Origin of the sequence: Nocardia jinanensis (assembly GCF_014645735.1) — a bacterium.
Classification (GTDB): domain Bacteria; phylum Actinomycetota; class Actinomycetes; order Mycobacteriales; family Mycobacteriaceae; genus Nocardia; species Nocardia jinanensis.
In genome coordinates, this window is the sequence record NZ_BMMH01000019.1 from 40,773 (window position 1) to 62,006 (window position 21,234).

The following is a 21,234-nucleotide window of genomic DNA, read 5'->3' on the forward strand; positions in this document are numbered from 1 at the left end:
TCAGATCACCTTCGTCGGGAAGACGGTGTTGTACACCTGCGTGATGATGATGTTGGTGGCGAACAGCATCAGCGCCGAGGAGACCACCGCGGAGTTCACCGCGTCGGCCACGCCGCCCGGGCCGCCCTTGGCGTGTAGTCCGATATCGCAGGCGATGATCGCGGTGAGTACACCGAATATCGCCGATTTCACCAGCGCGACGGCCATATCGTTGGCGACCGCGAACGAGGCGAAAGAGCCGATGAACGAGCCCGGCGTCCCCGACTGCGCGTAGACATTGAACATATAGGCCGTCGCGAACCCGACGAACACGATGAACCCGCACAGCAGCATGCTCACCACCACGGCTGCCACCAGCCGTGGTGCCACGAGTCTGCGGACAGGGTCGACCCCCATCACCATCATGGCGTCGATCTCCTCGCGGACGGTCCGGGAGCCGAGATCGGCGCAGATGGCCGAACCCACGGCTCCCGCGATCATCAGCGAGGTCACCAGCGGGGCGCCCTGCCGGATGATGCCCAGCCCGGCCACCGCGCCGATGAAGGTGGTGGCGCCCACCTGGTTCACCAGCGCGCCGATCTGGATCGAGACCACCACCGCGATGGGCATGGCCACGAAGATGGTGGGCGCGGCGGACACATTGGCCATGAACCCGCACTGCTTGGCGAACTCCGCGAACGGGAAACGCCGCGCGACCACGGATTTCACGGTCTCCACCATCGCTTCCCGGCCCAGGGTCACCTGCCTGCCGAGGGTTTCCAGGGAGCGTTGCGGATGCCGCTGCCAGAGTCCCTTCAGGTCGTCGACCGCCTGCTCGAGATCGGTGCGTTCCGCCGGTTCGTCCGGCCCGGCCGTCACCATGGCAGTTCCGGTCCGGTCGTGGCGAGATCACCGGTCAGGTACTGCTGCAACAGCACGAATCCGGCGCCCACCACCGCGAGTCCGGCAGCGAGGACGCACAGCAGAGCGAGCCGGAGACCGAAGCGCAGGATCGGGTCGACCGACATCTGCCCACCGAGGATCTTGACGATGATCACCAGGATGTCGATGAGCCATACCAGCGCCATCATCAGGTCATCGTCACGTTCGCGAAGGTGAGCACGGGCCAGCACACGATGGACCCGAGGAACGAGATGATCACGTCCGGACCGTGCATCTCCCGCAGATGCGAAGTGTGGGTGAGTGTCCAGACGATCCCGACGAGCCCGTAGGGAATGCCGAGGATGATCAGGGTTCCGAGGAACTCGGACACCTTCATCTCGTAGCTGAACAGGCGATCCAGCCGCTTGAGCATAGTGCGATCCTTCCTTGGCCGGCCGTTGACGTGCCCTCCCCTCGGGGGAACGTCTGAGACGGTCGGGTCGGAGCCGTATGTTACGCACGATTCCTGCGACGCCGGAAGGTTTCGCGAAGATTTGTGGTCCGGGATCATGGCTCGATACCTGTTCTAGGGGCATTTCCCAACCAGATCGAAGGGTAATAAGTTAGCGACTGTTCATTGATAACAACTGACTGTCAGAAGAATTTGGAGTAACTTAGGCCACACCGGATTCCTCGGGAAGGACACTCATGGCAGCCGCCGCACACTCCTGGCAAACCGATCCCGCGCACGATTCCGACACTGCGCGCGATCCGCGGCCCGCCGACCGGCCGCGGCTGACCACCGAACAGACGCGCATCCGGATCAGCACCACCCACCGCCCGTTCACCGAACGCCCACTGAAGCTCACCGACGCCCTCGACTTCTGGCAGTTCGCCGGCGCCGCCGCGAACGTCATCATGCAGATGGCCCGGCCCGGAGTCGGATACGGTGTCGCCGAGAGCAAGGTGGAATCGGGTTCACTGCTGAAGCGGCCGTGGAAACGCGCCCGCACCACCACCCAGTACCTGGCCGTCGCCATCCTCGGCGACGAAGAGGAGAAGAAGGCATTCCGGGAAGCGGTGAACGGCGCCCATCGTCAAGTGCGGTCCGAACCCGGCGCCCCGGTGAGATACAACGCCTTCGACCGCGACCTCCAACTCTGGGTGGCGGCCTGTCTCTACATCGGTTTCGAGGACACCTACCAGCTGCTCTCCGGCCGGATGAGTCCCGAACAGAACGAAGCGTTCTACCGGTCCTCGTCCTCGCTCGGCACCACCTTGCAGGTCACCGAGGATATGTGGCCGGCCACCCGTGCCGAATTCGACGAGTACTGGAACACCGCCTGCGAACAGGCCGTTCTCGACGATTTCGTCCGCGCCTACCTCGACGACCTGCTGAACCTGCGGATGATCGGCTGGTACCTGCGTATCCCGTTCCGCAACCTGCTGAAGTTCCTCACCATCGGATTCCTGAGCCCCTGGTTCCGCGAACAGCTGCGGGTCGAATGGACCGCTGCCGATCAGCGGCGTTTCGAGAATCTGTTCCTCTTCGTCGGTTTCGTGAACCGTTTCATCCCCCGCTTCTTCCGGCACGGCGGAAGCCACGCCCTGATGGCCGACGTCCGCCGGCGCGTCGAGAAGCAGAAGAACCTCATCTGACCCGCCCTGCCGGCTGTGTGGTGTGCGGTCGCTTCACCGCGGGTCCATCCGAAGACGAGGTGATCGGAAACCCGGCTTGTTCGGCGGACTGAGCTCCCGACAATGGAATCGGAACATTCCGGGCAGCCCGCACACCGCCTTGGCATAGGCTCGACGCGTGGTGCGAGGGTTCCGCCACAGGGAGCGGAAGCGTTCCCCGCAAGAATTCCGGTCGTCGGACGATGGAGTCACCGGAGCGTCCGCTACCGGAATTGCTCCGCTACGCGACTCCCTCGCCCCGCCGGCCCATCGGCCTGATCGACGATGCCATCCAGGATTTCCTGGAGCCGATCGTGATCGAGAGGACAATGAACAGCGCGGGATCACCGGGTCCGACCAACCCGGCTGCGGTTGCGCAAGAGGTGGCGGCGCGCGCGGCGCGCGCCGTGCTGACAGGCACCTCGGAGGTTGTCCGGAGAGAGCAGGCAATACTCGGTGGGACAAGGCAATCCGCTGACCAGCTCCTCGACGGGAACCACAGGGGCAAGGAAATCGTCGACGGCACACAGCATCGATCCGGGCCGGAAAGTACGGCCGGGCGGCGAGGACTGCCCGAGGCCACCGATACCGCCGGACGTCGGGAATCGTCCGGCGGAGACACACCTGCCCTCTTCGGGAATGGAACGGGAGAGCCTCCGCTGCCGCCCAGGGGCGCCGGATCCGGAGCCGATGACGACGAGCCTTCCATGCTCCTGGACCTGGGCGGCCCCGGTTCGCCCGCGCTCCGCGCGAACGCCGACAGCGCCGCCCGGGTGCGGGACGCGCTGACCGCGAGGCTGCACGGCTGGTCCTCACCCGGTTACGTCGACGATATCGCGAGCGCGGTCGGCGAGGTGGTCGAGCACGGCCGCGGTACGGTCCGGATCACCGCGGCGACCTTCGGCCGGCCGGGCGGATCCCGGCTACTCGGTATCCAGGTCACCCACACCGGCGCCAGCCAGGTACGCACGATCTGGGAACTGGACCAGACGCCGCGGACAGTGGAGCGGGGACCGGATCCCGCCCCACGACCGGAACGCGAGACAGGGGTCGACGGGGATGACCGGCAGAATCCGATGTGGGGCCGGGACGGTGAGGTGGTGAATCAGGACTATCAAAGGGGAGTCAGTGAGATCCGCAGGGCGCTGGACAGACATTTGAGCGACAACTTTCCGTGGCTGACGCCGGAGCAGATCTACGACGCGAGATTGATCATCTCGGAGCTGTACACGAATTCGGTCACTTATTCGCCCGACCATCGAGCGAATATCGATATCACCGCGCCGGCGGACGGTCAGGTGCGGATCTCGGTGAGCAATGCCCTGGCCCCCGGTGCGGCCAGGAATATGGCGGAATGGGTTCCCGACCAGCAGTCCGTCAACCGCCAAGGGGGCCGGGGCACCCAACTCGCGCACGAACTGAGCGCCGCCTGCGGCCGCGAGCTTCGTTTCGGCACAGACGGTTCGAGTGCCACCCACTGGTTCGAACTCCACCACTCCGACGGAGCCGACGCCGGCGGCAGCGACCCTGTCATCGATATGAGTGCGTTCGCCGATGATCTGGCGGACCTGGGCGTCGATATCGACAACCTTCCCTCGCGTAGAGATTCCGGCGGGGCCGGTAGCCCCGCGACGCCCGACGGCGATGTGTCGGCGGAGGATCCAGAAACCGGGAATCGCTGATTCGCCGCGGCCGGCTGGACTCGGATTGCACACCATCGGCCCCGCGGGCCGGGGGGATCGGATATTTCGCCGGCTGAATTCTCCGAGGTCCTCGAACAGGGCCGAACCGTACCGTGCGGAATTCGCCACTGGGCCGACCCGCGAGAAGCAGGCGAGTCGCTCGGGTCGATTCACACGACGGCGTTGGACAATCGCAGAGGCCGGGACGTCGGCATCCGAGGAAGAAGGAGCCGACGTCTCCCGGCGTTCGATGCACGATTCGCGATTCCGGACCAGGACGACTTCGCGCGAGCGGGCGCGGCGCAGGAGGTGACCGCGGCGTGGTTGAGCGAGGGAGGCCCGTGGGGCGGCGCGAATTCCTGCGCGCCACCGCTGGCGTCGGCGCGGCGCTGGCCCTGCCGGCACTGGCTGGGTGCGGCAACGACGGTGACGCACTCACGTTCTTCTTCCAGGCCAACCCCGCCGAAGCCGACGGCCGCCGGCGCGTCATCGACGAATTCGCCCGCAGCCATCCGGATATCCGGGTGCGTACCGTATTGTCCGGCCCCGACCCGATGCAGCAGATGTCCACTTTCTGCGCGGGCGGTAAATGCCCCGACGTGTTGATGGCGTGGGAACAGACCTATGCCGGTCTCGCCGAGCGGGGCGTCCTGCTGGATCTGAATATCATGCTCGACCGCGATCCGGCCTTCGCCGCCGAGCTGGAGGCAGAAGGTATCGCGTCGCTGTACGACACCTTCGCTTTCGAGGGCGGGCAATACGCGCTCCCGGAACAGTGGTCGGGAAACTTCCTGTTCTACAACAGGACGTTGTTCGACGAGGCCGGACTACGTCCCCCCGCGCGCTGGGAGGACGCGTGGAGCTTCGCCGAATTCCGCGATACCAGCAGCGCTCTCACCGAACGTGACCGGTCTGGGGAGATTGCGCAGTGGGGGTTCGTGGACACCTGGGTGCCGTACTATTCGGCCGGCCTCTTCGCCATCAACAACGGCGCCGAATGGGCGAGCCCGCGCACCGCCCCCGAACGTTCGGCCTTCTCCGGCGATGCTTTCGCCGAGGGCGTCCAGTTCTACGCGGACCTGGCCAACAGATATCACGTGGCCCCCACCCCGGCGGATCAGCAGTCGATATCGGCTATGGACCTGTTCACCCAGGGCCGGGCCGCGCTGGCGCTGGGCGGGCACTGGAGATACCGCACCTTCTCCGATGCCGACGACCTGGATTTCGACGTCACCGCCCTGCCGTCCGGGTCGGCGATCCGCGGGGCACAGTCGAATATCGGCACGACGGGCCTGGCCATATCCGCCGGCAGCCGCCACAAAGAGCAGGCGTGGGAGTTCCTGAAATTCGCGGCCGGGCCGGCTGGTCAGGCGCTCATCGCGGAGACCGGCCTGTTCGTGCCGGTTCTCGAATCCGCGGTGAGATCTGCCGGGTTCGCCGAAGCGCACAGCGATATCGGAAACCTGGACATCCTCATCGAGGGCCCGGCGCATTCCGCGCCCCTGCCGGTCACGGCCGAGTGGGCACGGATCGATGCGCTGATGGACCGGTACATCGGCCCCGTGCTCCGCGGCGCCACCCCCGCGACATCGCTGGCGAACCGGCTCGCTCCCGAAGCCGACGAGGTGCTGCGCAACCGATGACCACCACCGACGAGATCGCGATCGGGGGCCCTGCGGCACCGAAATCCGCCGCCGCGCCGCGGCGCTCGGACCTCGCCCGGCGGCAGGCACGGGCGGCGCGGCTGTTCATCGCGCCGAACCTCCTGGCGGTGGCGGTGTTCCTGGTTTTCCCACTGGGATTCTCGCTCTATCTGAGCTTCCAACAGTGGGATCTGTTCAGTCCGATACGGTTCACCGGCCTGGAGAACTTCCGCCGGCTGCTCACCGCGGATCCGCTGTTCACCATCGCGTTGCGCAACACGATCGTCTTCACGCTCGGCACCCTGATCCCCACGGTCGCGATCAGCCTCGTCGTCGCCGCGGCCCTGAACCGGGGAGTCCGGGGAACCGGCCTCTTCCGGACGGTCATGTTCCTTCCACTCGCGATATCGAGCGTGGTGATGGCGGTGATCTGGCGTTTCGTCTTCGATACGAACAACGGTCCGCTCAATACGATGCTCGGCTGGATCGGAATCGATCCCGTGCCCTGGCTGGTCGACCCGCGGTGGGCAATGGTTTCGGTATGCCTGGTCAGCGTCTGGAAAAGCATCCCGTTCGCCACGATCGTCCTGCTCGCCGCGATGCAGGGTGTCCCGGAGGACCTGTACGAGGCCGCGAAAATCGACGGAGCGGGGCCGATCCGGCGATTCGTATCGATCACCGTGCCCTTGATCCGGGGTGCGCTGTCCTTCGTCTTCGTCGTCTCGATCATCGACTCGGTACAGGCGTTCGACCAGATATATGTCCTCACCGGCGGCCACGGCGGACCGGAGACGGGAACCTATGTCCTCGGCATCATGATCTTCCAGCACGCCTTCGCGTTCGGTGACGCCGGATATGCGTCCGCGATCGCCTGGCTGATCTTCGTAGTGCTGTTGGCGCTGACCGTCGCGCAACTGTGGTTCGCCCGCAAGAATTCGACGGATCGATGACGGCGACACCGGCGCGGCGCTGGAGAACCCGCGCCCTGGTCCGGGCCGCGGTGCTCTATCTCGCGCTCATCGCGATGGCGTGGTGCGCGCTGCTTCCCATTCTGTGGGCGCTGGCGGGTTCGGTGAAGAAACAATCCGAAGTCACCACACCGGCCCTGCTCCCGGAAGATCCGCAGTGGTCCAACTACAGCACTGTTTTCCAGGAGATGCCGTTCGGCCGGATGTTCCTCAACACGATCCTCTACGCCGGATGTATCACGGCAGGTCAGGTCTTCTTCTGCTCGCTGGCCGGATATGCGTTCGCCCGGCTGCGCTTCCCCGGACGCGATGTCCTGTTCGTGGCCTACCTGGCCACGCTCATGGTCCCACTCACGGTGACCGTTGTTCCGCAGTTCATCCTCATCCGCATGCTGGGCTGGACGGATACGCCCTGGGCATTGATCGTGCCGGGTCTGTTCGGCAGCGCATTCGGGACCTATCTGATGCGGCAGTTCTTCCGCGCCCTGCCCGTCGAACTCGAAGAGGCCGCCATTATCGACGGCTGCTCGCCGTGGCAGGTCTACCGGCGGGTGCTGCTGCCCAACGCCAAGCCGGCGGTCATGGTTCTGGCCGTCCTCACCTGGGTGAACGTATGGAACGATTTCCTGTGGCCGTTGGTGATGATCCAACGCCAGGATATTTCCACCGTCACCCTCGGACTGGTGTGGATGCAGGGACAGTACGTCTCGAACTGGCCGGTGCTGATGGCCGCGTCCATGCTGATCCTGCTGCCGCTGGTGATCGTGTACGCCCTCGCGCAGAAGGCATTCATCCGGGGTGTCACCCTGTCCGGAATCGGTGGACGGTGACGAATCGGCCGTGTGAACGTGTCCGCACCGGCACGCGGTACCCGGCTGTGGACGAAGCCGCGCTCTCGGCCGGCGGCCGCCACCTGGTCTGAGACACAGCAGTATCCGATCCGAACCGGCCCGTACCCGAGGAGTGACGGACTATCTTCGTCCCGGGCTGGAATCCATGTAGAAAGTATCTACATAGATCTCTTCGACATAGATCATCTGTGCGAGAGGGTCGGTCGACCTGGCGAGAATCCCGAGGTCGCGGAGAGTTCGCTGAGTCTTCCGCACCGGCGCCGTACCTTCCCCGAGTCCGGCGCCGGGTGCGGATTCCCGGGTGGCCGGATCACGTTGCCGCAGCGGGCCACCCGAGGGACCAGAGTACAAGCTCGCGGCCCGATTCCCGGGAGATCCGCCCGGGGTGTCGAAAATGGGGATGCAATATTGCGCGGTGCCGCTTGATATTTCGACCCGTCGACCCCGGTGAGCTGTATCCCCGACCGATACAGCTCACCTACCACACCGGTTGTCCCGGCGCAGGCGAATGAAGCACGCCGATAGCAGACGGCTATACCTCGGTGCCGGCAATTCGCGAACGGGCGGATGGCGGTATCCGGACCGCCCGTTACGGGTGGCCGGAGGTCCGCCCGGCGAATCGCACCGGTGGAAAGTACCGCACCGGCCAAAGGCGCGCCAGTGGGGAAACAGGAGGCATCACGCGGCGCCGGGCACCCGTCCGCAAGCGGTTCGCCACCGATTAGCGCGACATCGAATGCCCAATGTATCGAATACTGTTCCGGCACACCCGCGCCGGACCCACCGGCCGTTTCCGGCGCGAATTCAGCGCAGCTCGGTGGCGGCCCGTTCCGCCAGCAGCACGACCGTCGCCTGCGGACCCCGGCTCAGCGGAACCGGAACCACCGAGAGGTCCACGACCGACAGCCCCTCCACGCCGTGCACCCGGAACCGCGCGTCGACCACCGCGCGCGGATCGTCCGCGCGACCCATCCGGCAGGTGCCCGCGAGATGCTGCGAGGTACCGAGCCGATCCAGCAGCCACCGGTCCGAGATCGGACCGGTTCCTCCGACCGGTTCGGCATTCATGGCCTCGAGGATCTGCCCGGTCAGTTCCACCGCATCGCGCAGCCGGTCCCGGTCGCTACCGGTTTCGAGGTATCCGTGTTCGATCCGGGGAGCGGACAGCGGATCAGCGGTGGTCAGCCGGATACCGCCGGCGCTGGTGGGTCGCATCAGCGTCACGCCCATCCGGTATGCACCCGGCGTGAACGCGACCGTATAGGGCCGGATCTCGATATCGTCGAATTCCAGGACGTATTCGAGCGGAACGGAACGGCCTTCGGGGGCCGGATGCCGGTAGTCGATCCCGATCTCCGGATGATCGGTGAACCAGCGGCCGACGGGCGCTTCGGCGATCACCGGGATATCCAGTGCCGCCGACTGCGCGACCGGCCCGATACCGGAACGAAGCAGCAGCGCCGCCGATTCGATCGCGCCCGCGCACAACACCACCCGCTCGGCCCGGATCGTCTCCGGCTCGCCGGCGGTCAGGCAGTCGACACCCGTCACCCGGCTACCCCGGAAACACAGCCGGGTCACCACGGTCTCCCCCCGCACGGTCAGGTTGGGGCGCGACAGCGCGGGCAGCAGATAGGAATGCGCGGGCCCTATCCGGTGACGCCGCCCGGACGCGTCGGGTGGCCCGACCGTGCACGGGACCGGACCGACGCCCGATTCGGGACCGCCGGGCAGTGCGTTCCAGTCGGCCACCTCACCGAACCCGAGATCCCGGCAGGCCGCGCCGAACTCCTGCACCAACGGGGTGGGCCGCGCGGTCCGGCGCACCGGAACCGGCCCCGCCCGGCCGTGCCCGGGATGATCCCCGTAGTCGTGATCGTTTTCCAGCGCGCGGAAATAGGGCAGCGCCGACTCGAAATCCCACGACCGGCTGCCGGTCTCCCGGCTCCAGGCCGTGAAATCCCGGGCCGCGGCCCGGATGAAATAGGAGCCGTTCACCGATCCGGAACCGCCGATTCCGCGCCCGCGCACGATGGTGCCCGGCCGGTCCGGGGTGAGCGCCACGGAGTACCGCCACAGCCAGGACGCCCGGTCACCGAGCGGCAGGTCCGCGCTATCGGCCAATTCCGGTGGGAAATCATCGGTGCCGGCCCAGTGACTGCCCGCCTCGACGACCCGCACAGTATGCCCCGGATCCTCGCTGAGCCGGGCGGCCAGTACGCATCCGGCGGTACCGGCACCGATGATCAGCGTGTCCACCACGGATTATCGCTCGGACTACTGGGGCGGGGCGGTCGGCTTCAGGGCCGCGAGGCTCCCGGCCCGGAACGCGCCCAGCCACAGACCGGTGCCGTAGCCGATATCGTCGACCCGCCGGAACGCGATATAACGCAGTGGATCCAGCCCGCCCGGTTCTCGATGGGTGTACCAGTCGACCGCCCCTTCGGCCACCGCGAGCGACACCGCTATCCGCCGGATCCGGCGGGAGAACAGCATGGCGGCCACGGTTATCGGCCAGTAGTGGCGGCACATGGCCGAGGCGATACGCCACAGTCCGGCGAAGAATCCGCGCGCCACATAGATCGCCGCGACACCGGTCGGGTTGTCGACACCGGCGAACGCGCGGCGCAACCGGCGCAGCGGCAGCAGCAGGGTGAGCCCCGCGCCCAGCGCACCCCACCGGGTGCGGGTCGCGAGCAGCAGCACCGCCGCCGCGGTCCATTTCGGGACCTGCAGCGGCGACACCATGCCCGCGTGCCGTTCGCTGAGCGGGGCGGCGCCGGTGCCGTAGAACTGTTTGCGCCGGAACCAGTCCCGGAACGAGACCCGATGATCGTGGGCCACATGGGCGGCCGGTTCGTACCGTGCCCGCCAACCCGAGCGTTCGAGGCGCCAGCACAGGTCCACATCCTCGGCGACCTGCATGGTTTCGTCGAACCCGCCTTCGGCTTCCAGCACCGAACGGCGCACCAGCAGGGCCGCGCTGGGCACATACGAGACGACCCCGCGCGATTGCACCGCCGATTCGCGCCGGCCCAGGTCCAGCGAGGAGCGGGTGTGCTCGTAACGGGCCAGCGTATTGGACTCCGGGTCCAGCGCCACGATCCGCGGCGCGACCAGCGCGACCTGGGGGTCGCTGAAATGGCCGAGCATCACTTCGAGCCAGCCGCTGCGCGGTACCACGTCGGAATCGAGGAAGGCGACGAACTGGGTTGTCGCGGCGCGCAGCCCGGTGTTGCGGGCGGCGGCCGGGCCGCGGCTCCGTTCGTGGCGCAGAACTTTCACTCGGCAGCGGCCGGTGTGCTCGTCGGCGATCCGCACTTCGTTATCGGAACCGTCGTCCACGACGATCACGGTATGACCGCGCAGCGCGGCCAGCAGCCGATCCAGGCCGACCGGATTGTTGCGCAACGGGACGATGATCGTCACATCCTCCGGCGACGGCAACAGCCGCGGCCGCGGATTGGCCACCCCCGAATCCAGTAGCCGTCTGGCAACCACCGCCGATTGCGGGCTGTTCACCTCGAGATAGCCGTCGCCGATCATTTCGGCGGCCTCGGGAGCCAAGCGCAGCAACCGGGCAGGTGAACCTCCGATAAGGATTCGACCCCCCGAGTATGCGCGTACCCGTGGGTCGATCCGCACCCCGAATCCGTCGGGCAGGCGATCATTGCGCATTCCACGGATGGTAACTGCCGATTCGATACGAGACATCAGCAGTCCGGGAAAAAGTGTTTCGATCCGAAGAAATTGCCGGAACTACCGTGAGTACCAGCATGAAATGGATCACCGGAGCCGTTGCGCGGATATGGAAAACCGCTCGGAGCAACAGCCTGGCTATCGCCGCTCCGAGCGGTCTTCCGGATGATCCTCACACGAGCGGACTCTCGTCACACGCGCGCGCCGGACGCTGTGTCGGCGGCAGCAGCGTCAGCGGAACCGGTCCGCCGGAACGCGACCGGCGGGGGGTGCTCTTACGGGAATGATCGACCGCCGGACGCGGGATCACCCGCCCGGTGGCGGCCAGTGCCGCTTCCCCGTAACCCTGAACGCATTCCGGGTCGGGGCCGTCGGCGGGCAGTCCGGTGAAGAACTTCGCCGCCATACACCCGCCGCGGCACGAGTCGTAGTGGGCACACGAGGCGCAGGCCCCGCCACCGCTGGGCTCCCGCAACTCCTCGAACAGCGCCGATTCCCGCCATACCGTGGCGAAACCACCGTCGGTGACCACGTTTCCGGCATGGAATTTCTCGTGGATCGCGAACGGGCAGGCGTAGACATCACCCAGTGGATCGACCAGGCACACCACCCGGCCCGCCCCGCACAGGTTCAGTCCCGGCAGGGCCTGACCGTAGGCGGAGAGGTGGAAGAACGAATCTCCGGTGAGGACACCGTCTCCGTTGCGGACCAGCCAGTCGTAGAGCGTGCGCTGCTGTTCCGGGAGTGGATGCAATTCGTCCCATACGTCGGCGCCGCGACCCGACGGCCGGAGCCGGGTGAGCCGCAGGGTGGCGCCGTACCGATCGGCGATCTCCTTGAACTGGTCGAGCTGATCGATATTGTGCCGAGTCGCCACTACGGACAATTTCGCGTCCCGGAATCCGGCGTTCGCGAGATTCTCCAGCGCCCGGATTGCCGTGGCATAGCTACCCGCGCCGCGCACCGCGTCGTTCACCTCGGCGTCGGCGCCGTCCAGCGAGATCTGGACATCGACGTAATCGCTGGCGGCGAGCCGCTGCGCGACCTCGGGAGTTATTCGCACCCCGTTGGTGGAGAATTTCACCCCGACCTGATGCGAGGTCGCGTAATCGACCAGTTCCCAGAAATCCGGGCGCACGGTGGGTTCGCCACCACCGATGTTCACGTAGAACACCTGCATCCGCTGGAATTCGTCGATCAGTGCTTTGCACTGTTCGGTGCTGAGTTCTCCCGGATCGCGCCTGCCGGACGAGGACAGGCAGTGCACACAGGAGAGATTGCACGCGTAGGTGAGTTCCCAGGTGAGGCAAATCGGGGCCGCCAGGCCCGATTCGAAACGGTCCACGAGTCGTACGGCCGGGTCGGCCGGACCCACCCCGGTGAAGGGTGCGGGCTCGCCGAGCACGGCCGTCTCCGGCGCGTGCTGGATCATCTGCGAATCGGCCAGATCCGCCAGTGCCCGGAAATACGGATCGGCGGCCGAGTCCTCGATTCCGGCGGCCCGGATGGCCGCGCGGGCCGAGGTGTGCCCGGGCAGGGAGCGCACGATCTCGACTATTCGCGGATTCTTCAGGAACGACAGTTTGCGGGTCCCGAAGTGGTAGAGCAGCGCACCGAAGGGTTCCGGGCGCAGCGCCACTCGGGGATGCAACTGCCAGCGCGTTTCCAGATCGAGCATGGTTGGCTCCCGCCGGTCAGTAGACGCCGCACATACCGTCGATGGACACCTCTTCGATCAGCGATTCCTCGATCACGGGTGCTTCCTCGGCCCCGTGGGTGTCGACGGTTCCGATCGGGCCGCGGTGATCGGTTTCGGTCTGTCCGAAGGAACGGTTGTCGGCCATGGCTGCCTCCACAGATTGGTGCCCGCGCCGACCCGATGCCGTGACGGACCGCCGCGGCGGCACCGCTGTGGATACCGCCGGTGAGCCCTGGCACAGTGCCGGCGCCGCGGCCGCACGCTGCGACCACAGTCACACCATAACGTCATCCACTGACAAAATGGAACAGTTTTACGGTAATGTCCGCGCTCGCGCCGTAACGCGACCTCTAGACTGCGGGGGCAAAGCAGCTGAACAAGAACGTGACGGGCGGATGCCGCTCGACGTGTAGAGGTGGCAATGGGAGTCGTGCGGATGCAGGCGAGCGGGGGCGGGGGCGGTAACGGCAGCACCCTCTCGGAGACCGAGATCGTCGAGGCGGCACTTCGTGTCGTCCGAGCCGATGGAGTGGAGAAGTTGTCCATGCGGCGACTCTCACGCGAGCTCGGCGTCTCCCCGATGGCGCCGTACTACTACGTCGCGGACAAACGTGAGCTATTGGACCTGGTGGCCACCGCCGCGCTGACCGGGGTGCGCAAACCGCCGCCCGAATCGGGGCCCTGGCAGGACCGCCTGGTCGATCTGCTGGCCCAGATCGACGAACGGCTGCGCAGACACCCCGGCTTGGGCGATGTACTCATCGAGCAGATGCTCGGTAAACAGCTCGACCTGATCGCCGGGATCATGGAGATCCTCTACGAGGCCGGGTTCGACGATCGCAATGTGCTGGCCGGTTACGCGACGATCCACACCTATCTGTTCGGCCGCCGCCGGGTGAACCCGCGCAACCTCGACACCCCGCCCGATGTGGTGATGCCGGAACGAGTGGCCCGCGCAATGGAATACCTGCCCGATCTCCGCGGCAAGTATTCCTACGATTTCGGGGTGGGCGTCCTGGTCGCCGGCCTGGAAGGTCAGCTCGTCCGCCAACAAGCGGCCGGCATAGGCTAAAATTGGAACACGTTCTAGTTTTGCCGTAGGCTCGGATGCCACCGGCTACCAGTGTCGAGAGGACGAGATGACCACCGTCGAAGTGCCCCATGGCTCGCGATCCGTCGTATTGCGGGTCGCCCAGGTCATCGCGGAAACCACCGACGCGAGCTCGCTGGTCTTCGAGGTCCCCGAGCAGGCGCGGGAGAAGTTCGCGTACCAACCCGGCCAGTTCCTCACCCTGCGCATCCCCAGCGACCGCACCGGATCGGTGGCGCGCTGCTATTCGCTGGCGAGTTCCCCCTTCACCGACGATCTCCCCAAGGTCACGGTGAAACGCACCAGGGACGGTTACGGCTCCAACTGGCTCTGCGACAACATCAAACCGGGCGACCAGCTCGAGGTGCTACCGCCGTCGGGCCTCTTCACTCCGAAGAATCTCGACGAGGACCTCCTGCTGTGCGCGGCCGGCAGCGGTATCACCCCGGTGATGTCCATCCTCAAATCCGCGCTGGAGCGGGGCAGCGCCAGGATCGTGCTGTTCTACGCCAACCGCGACGCCGAATCGGTGATCTTCGCGACCGAACTGCGCGAACTGGCCGAGAAGAACCCGCAGCGGCTGGTGGTGGTGCACTGGCTGGAGGCCCTGCAGGGCCTGCCGACCGTGGCCGCGCTGGCCGAACTGCTGCGGCCCTACACCGAGTACGCGGCCTTCCTGTGCGGCCCGAAGCCCTTCATGGACGGAGTGCACGACACGCTCGCTCAACTGGGTGTCCCGCGCAACCGCACACACGCCGAGGTCTTCAATTCGCTGGCCGGCGACCCGTTCGCCGATACGGCCCCGGTCGAGATCTCCGACGAGGAAGCCGCCGACGCGGCCACCGTGGAGGTCGAACTCGACGGCGAGACGCACAACCTGAGCTGGCCGCGTAAACAGACGCTGGTCGACATCATGCTGGACAAGGGACTCGATGTGCCCTACTCCTGCCAGGAGGGTGAATGCGGGTCCTGCGCCTGCACCGTACTCGAGGGCAAGGTCGAGATGGCGAACGCCGAGATCCTGGACCCCGAGGACATCGAGAACGGTTACATCCTGGGCTGCCAGGCCCGGCCGGTCACCGACCATCTACGTATCCAGTTCTGATCCGGTCCGCTGCCGCCCGGGCAAGAGCATCGATTACCGCGTAATCGCACCCGATCCCGGCCGTATGCGGGCTCGGGCGCGATTCCCCTGCGCCCGTCGGCCGGGACAGCCGATGCCCACGGATGCGCATCGCCGCGGCCGGAGCCCCGCGGTCACGGATCAGACGCGCACCGGATCCGGGAGGCGGGCGCCCTGACGCTGCAATTCCGCCCGGACCGCCGCGGTGGTCACCGTGCCGGTGCGGGCCTGCTGCGCGGCCGCCACCCCGGCGGCCTGGCCGGTGGCGAACGCGGTCCCCATGACACGCAGCGACGCGCCTGCCTGCCGGTCGCCGTCGAGGGTGCGCCCGGCCGCGTAGAGATTGTCGGTACCGGCACTGCGCAGACAGTCGAGCGGGATCGGGTAGTAGCCGGGGTCGCCGATGAACTTCCAGGTGGAAGGGATACCCGGGCCCGGGTGGTACTCCATCGGCCAGGCACCGATCGCGACCGCGCTCTCCGTGCTGTCCGGGTGGAGGATATCCGCCTCGCGCAGGCGATATCGGGTGACGATATGGCGGGATTCGCGGGTACCGAGTTCGGGGCCGGTGGTGACGATGTAGGCGTGTTCGGCGCCGGGGATCGTCCGCACCACCGGGAGATAAGCCTGGGCCTGCCGGCGCGCGCTGATCTCGGCACGGGTGGTGTCGGCCGCGGAACGGGCATCGTAACCCTCGTCCACCAGATACATGATGACGTCCCCGGAGACAGGCATCCGGGCCACCAATCCGGATTCGGCGAGCAGACCCTCCACCCCCGCGGCTTTGGCCTCGCGTACGGCCTCCCCGACCGTACGCACTGTGACCTCGGCCTCGGGCGCGATACCACCGAAGCGCACACCGAGGCTGCCGTTCTGCACCCACCCGTCGGTGCCGTAACGGATTTCGGCCCCCGCGCGGTGCGCCAGATCGGCATCGCCGGTCGCGTCTACGAAGGCCTCGGCGGTGAACCGATGCACCCCCTCGTGGTCGGCGATCTCGACGGAGGTGATGCTGTCGCCTTCGGTGCGCGCGTCGACCAGCAGACTGTGCAGGCGGATATCCACCCCCGCCGCGCGGCAGAGTTCGTCGAGGACGACTTTCACGTTCTCCGGGTCGAAGACCACGGTGACCGCGTTGAATCTGCGCGGCTCACTGACCGCGCCACGGATCTCCAGTTCGGACACCACCTCGTCGGCGATACCGAAGACGACCTGCTCCTGCTCCTCGCGGGTGTACAGACCGCAGTAGGTGACGACATTGCGCAGCGTCGCCGCACCGCCCAGGCACGGGCCGCGCTCGATCAGCAGGGCGCGGGCGCCGGCGCGGGCAGCGCCCACCGCCGCCGCGATACCGGCCGATCCGCCGCCCGCGACGATGACGTCGTAGTACGTACTGCTCGGGGTCATTCGGGGATCAGCCCTTTCCATCGGTGGCGAGGATCAGCGGAGTGCCGTCGTGCTGCGCGGGGGCGGCGCCGGGCACGGATTCACGGTTGTCGGCGTCCCGGATGAAGAACATCGGGACGATCGCCAGGCAGGGACCGGCGGCGAGAACGAGGAAGACCAGCTGGAACGAACCACTGGCACTGAAGACCAGCCCGACGACGGCCGGCACTACGGTGCTGCCCAGCTGCCAGAAGGCGTTCACACCTCCGGTAGCCGTCCCGGCGAGTTCCGCACCCGACAGCGTGGGGATCATCGCCATCATCACCGGACTGTAGATGTAGGCCGTGATACCGAGGAACGGAGCGATCCAGAGGAATTGGGTCGCGGTGTTCGCGAAGCTGAAGATGATCAGGCAGGTTGTGAAGGCCACCAGGATCGCGATCGTCAGCCGCCGGCGGCTCAGTCCGAGCGCGTCCCCGAGCAGGCCGATCAGCGGTTTGGAGAAGACCGCGACGGCGCCGAAGATGACCACGACCGTCCCGGCCCGGACCGGATCGATGCCGACTCCCTTGACCATCAACAGGTTCGACCAGGTGATGAATCCGTAGGTGCCCCACAGCGCACCGAACCCGGCCAGTGCGAGCAGCAGCAGGCCGCGGTTGCCCAGCAGTGGTCGCAGATTCGGGGTGCCGCCGGATCCGGCGCGGGCCACGAGCGGGCCTGGGCGCAACAGGATCAGGCAGAGCACGCCGACGACGATCGAGATGAGCCCGAACAGGTGGTAGGAGGTGCGCCAGCTGTGCGATTCGATCAGCCTGGGAACCACCGCGTTCGCGACGACCAGGCCGAGGGAGGTCGCGGTCATGAAGACGCCCATCGCGAAACCACGTCGCTGCGGGGCGAACCAGCTGGTGATGAGTTTGACGCCGCCGCCGACCTCGGCGCCCGCGCACAATCCGATACACGCCTGGAAGAGCAAACCCATCGCATGGCTGTCGGCTTCGCCGAACGCGAGCATGAAGCCACCGGAGAGCAGGATGCTCGCGCCGACGGTCAGCCGGGCGCCGATCCAGTCGGCGATGAAACCGCCGATCGCATTGGAGACGACGTACCCGATGTAGTACGTGGTGGCGAAGACCCCGAGTCCGGCGACCGCCACCCCGAGGTCGTCACCGACCGAGCCCGCCGCCGGGCCCCAGGTGGCCCTGTCGACCGAGGTCATCGTGAAGGCGGCCCAGCAGAGGGTCAGTACCACCCAGCGATATCGGGTATCGGGCGTTGCGGAGGAGATCACGGTCACCGGAGGTCCTTTCGAGCGAAACCGGGGCATCGGCGCCCGCGGTGTGCGGCGGCTGTGGTGCCCACCACAATGCAACCGTGGGAACGGCTCGTGATCCAATGCCACTTGAATGGCCCGGGTATGTCCTGAAGTTATGGCATACCGATCGGTATGTGAAATGAGGAGCGACGGTGGAGCTACGGCAGCTACGTTATTTCGTCGAAGTCTCCGACCGCGGCTCACTGTCCTCGGCGGCGAAGGCCCTGCTGATCTCCCAACCGGCCCTGACGCGTCAGATCCAGCAGCTGGAACGCGAATGCGGTGTGCCGCTTTTCGAGCGGGTACCGGCAGGTATCGTGCCCACTCCTGCCGGGACCGCCCTCTACCAGCACGTCCTCACCCTTCTCCGCTACGCCGACACGGCGAAGGACGCCGCCCGCGATGCCGGACCGGTACGTGAGATCGTGCAGATCGGGCTCGCGCCGGGCCTCCCACCCACCTGGCTCGAGCAACTGATCGACACCGTCCGCCGCGCAGTACCGCAGGCATACCTTTCGCTCACCGACGCGATCAGCACCGTCCAGCTCCAGCACCTACGAGCCGGTCGCCTGGACATAGCCTTTGTGCATGAGCCGCCCACAAGAGACCTCGTCCGCCATCGTGTGCTGGAAGAGCCGTTCGGCCTCGTGGTCGATCCGCGGCTGGAGGCCGGTCTCACCGGCACCACCTGCCCGCTCCGCGCTCTCGACGGGATGGACGTGCTCGCCCACGCCCGCGACCAGGTCCCGATCGGGCACGACCGGCTCGTCTCCGCGGCCCACGAAGCCGGTATCGCGCCGCGGTGGCATTTCGCCAACTACACCGAGAACGCGCGGGCCTGCCTGCGTGCCACCGGAGCGAGTGCGGCGATCCTGAGCCGTACCACCGCGGGACGGCTGCTACCCGGCTGGGAGTGGCGGCGGCTGGTCGATCCGCCGATCACCATGCAGACCTGGATCGTGCGCCAACCCGTGGTCCGCAGCACCGTCACCGCGGTCGCCGACACCATCGCCGATGCCTTCGGCATCGACTGATCCGGCATCGCCGGACTACCGGAACCCGGCCCGGCGGACCTGCCCGTCGCCGCGACGCTCTCCCCATTCGGCCTTCTCCGCTTCTTCGGACGCGGCCGGGCGGACGCGGGTCCCGGGGCGCGGCCGGGAGCGCTCCGGGGGCCGCGCTCGCCGGTCCCCGGCTCATCGTGCAGGGTCGGGAGAATTCCGCTGTTCGGCCCGTGGTTCTCCTGGATCACCCAGCGCCCAGGAGGCGGCCGGGCTCGTACGCGGCCGCGCCGGGCGGCAGTTCCCCCGGTCGGCCGCTGAGATAGACCCGCACGGTCCCGTCGCCGATCGCCGGCCCGCCCAGCGCTTCCACCCGCCGGACCGTCTGCGCGGCGACGGCCTGCGCGCTGTCGAACAGCCGGACGCCGTCGGGCAGCGCGGCGACGATGGTGTCCACGATGAGCGGATAGTGGGTGCAGCCGAGCACCACACCCTCGACGTCGGCGGGAGTACGGGCCGCGGCGTCCGCCACCGCCGCGCGCACCCCGGCCATATCTCCGCGATCCACCGCTTCGGCGAGCCCGTGGCAGGCCACCCCGGTCACCTTCGCCTCCCCACCGAAGCGCGCGATCAGATCCGCCTGGTACGGGCTCGCCGTGGTCGCCGCTGTCGCCCATACGGCCACCGAACGGCAGGCCGCGGCGGCCGGTTTGATAGCCGGAACCGTACCCACCACCGGCACCCCGGCGCCCAGATCGGCGCGGACGTGTTCGAGTGCGGTCACACTGGCGGTGTTACAGGGCAGCACGACCACCTCGGCGCCCAGGTCGCGCGCGGTGCGGGCGGCCGAGACCACCCGATCGACCACCCAGTCCTGTGGTCTGGGACCCCACGGCGCCCCTTCGGGATCCAGCTGCAACAGCAGATCCACATCGGGACGCAGCTTGCGCAGCCACGCCGCGGTGGGCAGCAGCCCGAAACCCGAATCGATGAGCGCGACGATCACCCCAACAGGTTATTGAGTCGCGCCGAGCAATTCCTCCACCGGGGCGGCCGCGGCGATCTTCGCGCGCATCTTCATCACCTGACCGGTCATTCCGGCACCGACCACCCCGGCCAACCGGCCCTCACGAAAGTAGTAGGCGAGGAACTTCCGACCGTCGTCGGCCAGGATCCGGATATCGTCGGTGGCCCGCGGGGTGCCCAGTGCCTGGAGTTTGAGGTCGTACTGGTCGCTCCAGAAGTACGGAACCTGCGGGATGCTCGGCGCTTCCACCCCGAGGAGAGCGCAGGTCAGGAGCTTGGCCTGTTCACCGGCGTTGGTCCAGTGCTCGATCCGGCGATGTTCACCGGTGGGGGTACGCCAGGCTGCCACATCACCGACCGCCCAGACACCGGGCGTACTTGTCCGACCGGCCTCGTCGGCGAAGACTCCACCGCCGGCCGCCGGTTCGGCCAGTTCGATACCGGATCCGGTCAGCCAGTCGGTCACCGGACGCGAGCCGATCCCGGAAACCACCAGATCCGCGGTCACCTCCGACCCGTCGGCCAGCCGGGCGCCCCGCACCCGGCCCGCCGGATCGGCCAGCAGTTCCTCGACCCCGACCCCGCAGCGTAGATCGACACCTTCGGCCCGGTGCAGCCTGGCCACGAGTTCACCCAGTTCCGCGCCGAGCACCCCGGCCAACGGGGCGGGCTGCGGTTCCACCAGCACTACCGGCACCTGCTCCGCCCGCAGGCTGGCGGCCAGTTCGCAGCCGATGAATCCGGCGCCGATCACCAGGGCAGCGGCGGTATCGCGCAGCCCTTCCCGGATCGCGACGGCGTCGTCGTGGCTGCGCAGTACATGGACCCCGCCGACCTCGTCCGCGCCGGGCAGCAGCCGGGGCCGCAGTCCGGTGGCGATGACGAGATGCTCGTAGACCACCACCGAACCGTCGGCGAGCCGCACTTGTCTGGCCGCGGTATCCACACCGACCGCGGCCGTACCCAGGCGCAAGTCGATCTTCTTCTCGTCGTAGAACTCGTCCGGGCGCAGGGGAGTCGCGGTGGTTTCGCCGCGGACGAACTGCTTGGACAGGGGCGGGCGATCATAGGGTGCGTGCGGTTCGTCCCCGAGCAGCACCAGTTCGCCCTCGTACCCGGCACGGCGCAACTCCTCGGCGGTGCGCAGCCCGGCCAGGCCGGCACCGGCGATCACGATCGGCGCGGACATACCGACTCCCTCCCCGCGGCA

Annotated in this window: 19 protein-coding genes; 8 read left to right on the forward strand and 11 right to left on the reverse strand. The window is 67.3% G+C overall.

Annotated elements, in window-relative coordinates:
• The 3 genes from IEY68_RS29160 to IEY68_RS29170 are packed head-to-tail and all read right to left on the reverse strand — an operon-like array spanning position 1 to position 1,294.
• Positions 1 to 861, reverse strand: coding sequence for an MlaE family ABC transporter permease (locus IEY68_RS29160; protein ID WP_063000317.1), 861 nt, complete (start codon positions 859 to 861; stop codon positions 1 to 3).
• Positions 855 to 1,070 carry a hypothetical protein gene (locus IEY68_RS29165; RefSeq protein WP_063000315.1) on the reverse strand — a complete coding sequence of 72 codons (216 nt, stop codon included), beginning with the start codon at positions 1,068 to 1,070 and terminating at the stop codon, positions 855 to 857. The genes IEY68_RS29160 and IEY68_RS29165 overlap by 7 nt, the downstream gene beginning before the upstream one ends.
• Positions 1,070 to 1,294, reverse strand: a complete 225-nt coding sequence (locus tag IEY68_RS29170) for a hypothetical protein (RefSeq protein WP_063000313.1) — start codon at positions 1,292 to 1,294, stop codon at positions 1,070 to 1,072. The genes IEY68_RS29165 and IEY68_RS29170 overlap by 1 nt, the downstream gene beginning before the upstream one ends.
• 275 nt (positions 1,295 to 1,569) lie before the next feature.
• Between IEY68_RS29170 and IEY68_RS29175 the strand changes: the two genes are divergently transcribed.
• From IEY68_RS29175 to IEY68_RS29195, 5 genes are all read left to right on the forward strand, one after another.
• Complete coding sequence (locus IEY68_RS29175) at positions 1,570 to 2,520, forward strand: oxygenase MpaB family protein (protein ID WP_189094545.1); 951 nt, start codon at positions 1,570 to 1,572, stop codon at positions 2,518 to 2,520.
• A gap of 221 nt (positions 2,521 to 2,741) precedes the next feature.
• Complete coding sequence (locus tag IEY68_RS29180; protein WP_063000311.1) at positions 2,742 to 4,220, forward strand: ATP-binding protein; 1,479 nt, start codon at positions 2,742 to 2,744, stop codon at positions 4,218 to 4,220.
• A 320-nt stretch (positions 4,221 to 4,540) separates the two neighbouring features.
• The gene (locus tag IEY68_RS29185) at positions 4,541 to 5,863 is read left to right on the forward strand and encodes an ABC transporter substrate-binding protein (RefSeq protein WP_063000309.1); all 1,323 of its coding nucleotides are present in this window, start codon (positions 4,541 to 4,543) and stop codon (positions 5,861 to 5,863) included.
• Positions 5,860 to 6,813, forward strand: a complete 954-nt coding sequence (locus IEY68_RS29190) for a carbohydrate ABC transporter permease (protein ID WP_189094547.1) — start codon at positions 5,860 to 5,862, stop codon at positions 6,811 to 6,813. The genes IEY68_RS29185 and IEY68_RS29190 overlap by 4 nt, the downstream gene beginning before the upstream one ends.
• Entirely contained in the window at positions 6,810 to 7,661 is an 852-nt protein-coding gene (locus IEY68_RS29195) for a carbohydrate ABC transporter permease (RefSeq protein WP_063000307.1), read from the forward strand. The genes IEY68_RS29190 and IEY68_RS29195 overlap by 4 nt, the downstream gene beginning before the upstream one ends.
• 825 nt (positions 7,662 to 8,486) lie before the next feature.
• Here IEY68_RS29195 and mftG read toward each other — a convergent pair.
• The 4 genes from mftG to mftA all read right to left on the reverse strand — a co-directional run bounded on the left by mftG (position 8,487) and on the right by mftA (position 13,174).
• A complete protein-coding gene (mftG, locus tag IEY68_RS29200; RefSeq protein ID WP_308434998.1) occupies positions 8,487 to 9,941 on the reverse strand; it encodes a mycofactocin dehydrogenase MftG in 1,455 nt (484 codons plus the stop codon).
• Positions 9,942 to 9,959: 18 nt separating this feature from the next.
• The gene (gene mftF / locus IEY68_RS29205; protein WP_063000303.1) at positions 9,960 to 11,360 is read right to left on the reverse strand and encodes a mycofactocin biosynthesis glycosyltransferase MftF; all 1,401 of its coding nucleotides are present in this window, start codon (positions 11,358 to 11,360) and stop codon (positions 9,960 to 9,962) included.
• A gap of 193 nt (positions 11,361 to 11,553) precedes the next feature.
• Positions 11,554 to 13,059 (reverse strand): mycofactocin radical SAM maturase, encoded by a 1,506-nt coding sequence (mftC, locus tag IEY68_RS29210; protein WP_189094548.1) that lies wholly within the window; start codon positions 13,057 to 13,059, stop codon positions 11,554 to 11,556.
• Between the two features lie 16 nt (positions 13,060 to 13,075).
• Complete coding sequence (gene mftA, locus IEY68_RS29215; RefSeq protein WP_229719108.1) at positions 13,076 to 13,174, reverse strand: mycofactocin precursor MftA; 99 nt, start codon at positions 13,172 to 13,174, stop codon at positions 13,076 to 13,078.
• Between the two features lie 327 nt (positions 13,175 to 13,501).
• On the opposite strand from mftA, the gene mftR2 reads away from it, so the two are divergent.
• Together mftR2 and IEY68_RS29225 are read left to right on the forward strand one after the other, a co-directional pair.
• Positions 13,502 to 14,152 (forward strand): mycofactocin system transcriptional regulator MftR2, encoded by a 651-nt coding sequence (gene mftR2 / locus IEY68_RS29220; RefSeq protein WP_229719103.1) that lies wholly within the window; start codon positions 13,502 to 13,504, stop codon positions 14,150 to 14,152.
• Between the two features lie 67 nt (positions 14,153 to 14,219).
• A complete protein-coding gene (locus IEY68_RS29225; RefSeq protein WP_063000301.1) occupies positions 14,220 to 15,275 on the forward strand; it encodes a ferredoxin--NADP reductase in 1,056 nt (351 codons plus the stop codon).
• A gap of 159 nt (positions 15,276 to 15,434) precedes the next feature.
• On the opposite strand, the gene IEY68_RS29230 is transcribed toward IEY68_RS29225, so the two are convergent.
• Positions 15,435 to 16,700 carry an FAD-dependent oxidoreductase gene (locus IEY68_RS29230; RefSeq protein ID WP_063000294.1) on the reverse strand — a complete coding sequence of 422 codons (1,266 nt, stop codon included), beginning with the start codon at positions 16,698 to 16,700 and terminating at the stop codon, positions 15,435 to 15,437.
• A 7-nt stretch (positions 16,701 to 16,707) separates the two neighbouring features.
• The gene (locus tag IEY68_RS29235; RefSeq protein ID WP_229719104.1) at positions 16,708 to 17,979 is read right to left on the reverse strand and encodes an MFS transporter; all 1,272 of its coding nucleotides are present in this window, start codon (positions 17,977 to 17,979) and stop codon (positions 16,708 to 16,710) included.
• Between the two features lie 170 nt (positions 17,980 to 18,149).
• On the opposite strand from IEY68_RS29235, the gene IEY68_RS29240 reads away from it, so the two are divergent.
• Positions 18,150 to 19,031, forward strand: coding sequence for a LysR family transcriptional regulator (locus IEY68_RS29240; protein WP_063000292.1), 882 nt, complete (start codon positions 18,150 to 18,152; stop codon positions 19,029 to 19,031).
• 214 nt (positions 19,032 to 19,245) lie between these two features.
• On the opposite strand, the gene IEY68_RS29245 is transcribed toward IEY68_RS29240, so the two are convergent.
• Positions 19,246 to 20,004, reverse strand: a complete 759-nt coding sequence (locus IEY68_RS29245) for a glutamate racemase (RefSeq protein WP_063000290.1) — start codon at positions 20,002 to 20,004, stop codon at positions 19,246 to 19,248.
• A gap of 9 nt (positions 20,005 to 20,013) precedes the next feature.
• Positions 20,014 to 21,213, reverse strand: a complete 1,200-nt coding sequence (locus IEY68_RS29250) for an NAD(P)/FAD-dependent oxidoreductase (RefSeq protein ID WP_063000288.1) — start codon at positions 21,211 to 21,213, stop codon at positions 20,014 to 20,016.
• Positions 21,214 to 21,234: the final 21 nt, after the last annotated feature.